General features: G+C 69.2%; 6 protein-coding genes. All 6 read left to right on the forward strand.

Features of this window, described 5'->3' with window-relative positions:
• The coding region (locus tag QQJ79_RS14665) for a hypothetical protein (protein ID WP_284223664.1) at positions 1-413 on the forward strand (413 nt) is incomplete at its 5' end.
• 3 nt (positions 414-416) lie between these two features.
• A complete protein-coding gene (locus tag QQJ79_RS14670; RefSeq protein ID WP_284223665.1) occupies positions 417-1,286 on the forward strand; it encodes a 50S ribosomal protein L11 methyltransferase in 870 nt (289 codons plus the stop codon).
• A 54-nt stretch (positions 1,287-1,340) separates the two neighbouring features.
• Positions 1,341-1,826, forward strand: coding sequence for a hypothetical protein (locus tag QQJ79_RS14675; RefSeq protein ID WP_284223666.1), 486 nt, complete (start codon positions 1,341-1,343; stop codon positions 1,824-1,826).
• A 77-nt stretch (positions 1,827-1,903) separates the two neighbouring features.
• On the forward strand, positions 1,904-3,718 hold the full coding sequence (locus QQJ79_RS14680) for an aminopeptidase P family protein (RefSeq protein WP_284223667.1): 1,815 nt from the start codon (positions 1,904-1,906) through the stop codon (positions 3,716-3,718).
• A gap of 72 nt (positions 3,719-3,790) precedes the next feature.
• Positions 3,791-4,780, forward strand: coding sequence for an aldo/keto reductase (locus QQJ79_RS14685; protein WP_284223669.1), 990 nt, complete (start codon positions 3,791-3,793; stop codon positions 4,778-4,780).
• A 57-nt stretch (positions 4,781-4,837) separates the two neighbouring features.
• Positions 4,838-5,134: helix-turn-helix domain-containing protein (locus QQJ79_RS14690; protein WP_284223671.1), on the forward strand; the 297-nt coding region annotated here is incomplete at its 3' end.

Here is a 5,134-nt window from a genome sequence, read left to right on the forward strand (position 1 = left end):
GCTTCGGCGCCGCAGCCGGCTTTTTCGCCGCCGGTTTCGCGGCGGCCTTGGGGGCCGCCTTGGCGGCAGGCCTTGCGGCGGCCTTCGGGGCGGGCTTGGCGGCCGGTTTGGCTGCGGGCTTTGGGGCGGCGGGCTTCGGCGCAGCCTTCACGGCAGGCTTGGCGGCGGCCTTGGGAGCGACGGGTTTGGCGGCGGGCTTCGAGGCAGGTTTTGCAGCGGCCTTCGGCGCGGCGCTCGACTTTGCCGCCGGTTTCGGCTTGGAAGCGGCGGGCGCCGCCTTCGGTTTTGCGGCCGCCTTAGGCTTGGATGGTGCTTTGGCCATGAATTCCCCGACCCCTCGGTTCAATTGGTTGATGCTGGCGCAGGAGAGCACGCCAGCGCGCGTCTCGATTCGCAATGATAGCGGTGTTTGAGAAATGTCCGAGTCCGCAGTTCAAATAATCGCGCGGGGACCGCGCGCGATCGCCGAGGCCGCCGCCGTCTCGCTCGATTCCGATCCCCTGCTCGAGGGGGCGACCTATTCGATTCTCGAAGAGGACGAGGACAAGGGCATCTGGCGCATCGACGCCTTTCCCAATGACGCCGATGATGCGCGCGGCATCGAGGCCCGACTGAAGGCGCATGACGGTCTGACGGTCATAGTGGAGAAGCTCGCTGACGCTGACTGGCTGGCCATGTCGCTGTCGGGCCTGCCGCCGGTGCGCGCCGGACGGTTCTTCGTCTATGGCGCCCATGACCAGGGCATCGTTCCGAACAACACGATCAATCTGAAGATCGACGCCGGCGCCGCCTTCGGCACCGGGCACCACGGCACCACGGTCGGCTGTCTGATCGCCTTCGACGAACTGCTGAAGAGGGAACGGTTCGAGCGGGTTCTGGACGTCGGTTGCGGCACGGGGGTGCTGGCCATCGCGGCGGCCAAGACCGGATCGAAGGTCGCCGTCGGCACCGACATCGACCAGCCCTCGGTTCGTATCGCCAACGAGAACGCAAAGCTGAACATGGCCGACGCCCGCTTCGTCCACGCCTTCGGGCTGAACGATCGCAAGGTTCGCCAGCACGGTCCCTATGATCTGGTGTTCGCCAACATTCTCGCCCCGCCGCTGGTCTCCCTGTCGCAGGACATCAAGAACGCGCTGAGCCTCGGCGGCGTCGCCATCCTGTCGGGCCTGCTGCGCACCCAGGAGCGGCGGGTGTCGGCGGCCTATCTGTCGCGCGGCTTCATCCTGGAGCGGCGCATCCATCGTGATGCGTGGAGCGCGCTGGTTTTGAGGCGGGTGGGTTAACGGCGGAACGGGCGTCGCCCGCAACCGTTGCGGCAGTTCAATGGAGGACTGCCCGTGACCCACTATGATCCGAACAACGATCCCGAGCGACGCGAGACGATCATCACCGAGACGGTCGTTTCGCCGGCCCATGTGACCGAGACGGTCGAAACGGTCGTGGTGCGGGAGTCCAACACCGGCTGGTGGATCGCCGGCATCCTCGGCGGGGTCGTGCTGATCGCCGTCTTCTGGATCCTGTTCGCGCGTGGTCCCGACACGCAGACGGACGAGGCGCTGCTGGAAGCCCAGATGGACGCGGCGGCCGCCCAGGCCCAGGCGGATTCGGCCCTGATCCAGGGTCAGGTCGCCGGGGCCCAGGCAAGCGTGGACATCGCCCGCGCCGACGCCGCCCGCTCGCAGGCCGACGCCATCCGCGCCGCCAGTGAAGCGCGCGCCGCCGAGGCCCGCGCTTCGACGCCGGTGGTCATCGAGCGCGAGGTTCAGGTCCCGGCCCCGAGCGGCGGCGTCGCGGTGGTCACGCCGACCTCGCCGCAGAACTAGACGCCGAATGCCTTCTCCCCTCCGGGGGAGAAGGAAGCGTCTCCACAGGAGGGGGACGCGGGTGCTATGCCTCGGCCATGCGCCAGTCCTTCGATGAAACCACCGATCCGTCCTTCGGGGCGAAGCATCTTCCCCGCGTCCGCGCGAAGATGGCCGAGCAGGGGCTCGACGGCCTGCTGGTCCCGCATGAGGACGAGCACCAGAACGAATATCTGCCCGCCGCCAACGACCGGCTGGCCTGGCTGACCGGCTTCACCGGTTCGGCCGGGGCGGGCGCGGTGCTGATGGACCGCGCCGCCGTGTTCGCGGACGGCCGCTACACGGTGCAGGTCCGGGCCCAGGTGGACCCGGCGCAGTTCGAAATTCTGGACCTCGTCGACGGCGGCGTTCCGGCCTGGCTGGAGCGGGCGCCGAAGGGCTCGGTGATCGGCTATGACCCGCGGCTGCACAGCCCGGACGCGCTGGCGACGCTGAAGCGGGCGGCGAAGAAGGCCGGGGCCGAGTTGAAGCCGGTCGAACCCAATCCGCTGGATCTGGCCTGGGCCGAGGAGCGTCCCGAGCAACCGACCGCGCCGGTCGTTCCGCATGAGGACCAATACACCGGCGAGACCAGCGCCTCGAAGCGCGCCCGCATCGGCGAGGCGGTGGCCAAGGCCGGCGCCGACGCGGCGGTGCTGACCGCGCCCGCATCCCTGGCCTGGCTGTTCAACATCCGCGGCGGCGACGTGATCCGCACGCCCCTGCCGCTGGGGCAGGCGGTGGTGAAGGCCGACGGCACGGCGCAACTGTTCCTCGATCCGCGCAAGGTGACCAATGAACTGCCCGGCTGGCTGGGCGATGCGGTGACGCTGGAAACGCCCGCCGCGCTGGACGCCGTACTGGACGGACTATCGGGCCAGAAGGTGCTGGTCGATCCGGGCCAGTCGCCGGCCTGGTATTTCGACCGGCTGGAAGCGACTGGCGCGACCGTGGTGCGCGGCATGGATCCCTGCACCCTGCCTCGGGCGTGCAAGAACCCGGTCGAGATCGAGGGGACGCGTCAGGCGCATATCCGCGACGGCGCGGCCCTGACCCGCTTCCTGCACTGGGTCGACACCGTGGGGCAGGAGACCCTGCCGGACGAGCGTCAGATCGCCGAGGCGCTGGAGGGATTCCGCGAGGCGACCGGGGCGCTGAAGGACCTGTCGTTCGACACTATCGCGGGGTGCGGGCCGAACGGGGCCCTGCCGCACTACAAGCCCGTGACCCGCACCATCCGCCGGATGGAGAAGGGCAGCCTGCTGCTGGTCGACGGCGGCGGCCAGTATCTGGACGGCACCACCGATGTGACGCGGACGATTGCGGTGGGCGAGCCGACCGCCGACCAGCGGCGCATGTTCACCCTTGTGCTCAAGGGGCATATCGCCATGGCCGTGGTGCGCTTCCCGGCCGGAACGACGGGGCATCAGCTGGACGCGATGGCGCGTCTGCCGCTGTGGATGCAGGGCTTCGACTACGACCACGGCACCGGGCATGGCGTGGGATCCTATCTGGGCGTCCATGAAGGTCCCCAGCGGATCGCCAAGGCGGTCAACAGCCAGCCCCTGCTGACCGGCATGATCCTGTCCAACGAGCCCGGCTATTATCGCGAGGGTCACTGGGGCATCCGCATCGAGACGCTGCAGGTGGTGACGCCGCCGACGCCGATCCCGGGCGGCGAACGGCCGATGCACGGCTTCGAACAGCTCACCCTGGCGCCGCTGGATCGCAAGCTGATCGATGTCGATCTGCTGACCGCGGACGAGCGGGCCTATGTCGACGCCTATCACGCCGAGGTGCTGGCCAAGGTCGGGCCGTTGCTGGACGGCGAGGTGCTGGACTGGCTGAAGGTCCAGGCCGCTCCCTTGAAATAAGGCCGAACGGCGCCCATCTCCCGGTAGCCGGCGGAGGCTTCGCCGGCTCCCCGAATTTCAAGGAGAGCGGTCATGAAGACGCGCAAACTCGGCCGCGGCGGCCCCGAGGTTTCGGCCATTGGCCTCGGCTGCATGGGCATGGCGGCCTTCTACGGCCAGGCGTCGGATGAGACGCAGGCGACGGCGGTGATCCACCGCGCGCTCGACCTCGGCGTCACCTTCCTCGACACGGCCGAGATGTACGGGCCGCACACCAATGAGATCCAGGTCGGCAAGGCGCTGGCGGATCGCCGGGACCGCGCCTTCGTGGCGACAAAGTTCGGCATCGGCTACAACGCCGACCGCACGGCCCTGGCCGTCGACGGTTCGCCGGCCAATGTGCGCCGCGCCATCGAGGGCAGCCTGAAGCGGCTGGGGATGGACCACGTCGATCTCTATTATCTGCACCGCGTCGACCCCGACACGCCGATCGAGGAGACGGTCGGGGCGATGGGCGAGCTGGTGAAGGAGGGCAAGGTGCGCTTCCTCGGCCTGTCCGAGGCCTCGCCGGAGACCCTGCGCCGCGGTCACGCCGAGCATCCGATCACCGCCCTGCAGACCGAATATTCGCTGTGGAGCCGCGAGCCCGAGGACGGGTTGCTGGCGACCTGCGAGGAACTGGGCATCGGCTTCGTGCCCTACAGCCCGCTGGGCCGGGGCTTCCTGTCGGGCGAGATCAAGTCGGTCGAGGACCTGGCCCCCGACGATTTCCGCCGCTCGAACCCGCGGTTTCAGGGTGAGAATTTCCAGAAGAACATCGACCTGGTCCACGCCGTCGCGGCCATTGCGACGGACAGGGGCGTGACGGCGGCGCAGCTGGCGCTCGCCTGGGTGCTGGCGCAGGGCGACACGCTTGTGCCGATCCCCGGAACGCGGCGCATCCGGACGCTGGAAGAGAATGCGGCGGCGGTCGACCTGGTGCTGACCCCCGAGGACCTCGCGCGCATCGAGGCGGTTTTTCCCAAGGGGGCGGCCTCGGGCCACCGCTATGCCGAGGCGGCGCGGGCGGCGCTGAACCGCTGAGGCGTCTTACCGCGATTTAACTGGCGGGCGGGGTCATGCGGACGATAGTGTTTGTGAATGCAAACACTATCGGAAACCGCCGTCGCCGAACTGGCCCTGACCGGGCTGGGTTTCACCGAGCTTGAAGGGCGGCTGTACTGCGCCCTGCTGGAGGGCGGGCCGGCCACCGGCTACCGGATGGCCAAGCGCATCGGCAAGGCGCCGCCCAATGTCTATCAGGGGCTGGCCAGCCTGACGCAGAAGGGGGCGGTGCTGTTCGACGACGGCGAGCCGCGCACCTGGCGGGCGGTGCGGCCGGCCGAACTGCTGGCGGCCGTGGGCGGGGCCTTCGAGGCCCGGCGCGCCGAGGCCGAC

It is taken from the genome of Brevundimonas denitrificans (assembly GCF_030160755.1).
Classification (GTDB): Bacteria; Pseudomonadota; Alphaproteobacteria; order Caulobacterales; family Caulobacteraceae; genus Brevundimonas; species Brevundimonas denitrificans.

Bases quoted from the DNA above. Each gene is read 5' to 3' on its own strand.
- QQJ79_RS14685 (WP_284223669.1), top strand. From the start codon at position 3,791: ATGAAGACGCGCAAACTCGGCCGCGGCGGCCCCGAGGTTTCGGCCATT.
- QQJ79_RS14670 (WP_284223665.1), top strand. From the start codon at position 417: ATGTCCGAGTCCGCAGTTCAAATAATCGCGCGGGGACCGCGCGCGATC.
- QQJ79_RS14680 (WP_284223667.1), top strand. From the start codon at position 1,904: ATGCGCCAGTCCTTCGATGAAACCACCGATCCGTCCTTCGGGGCGAAG.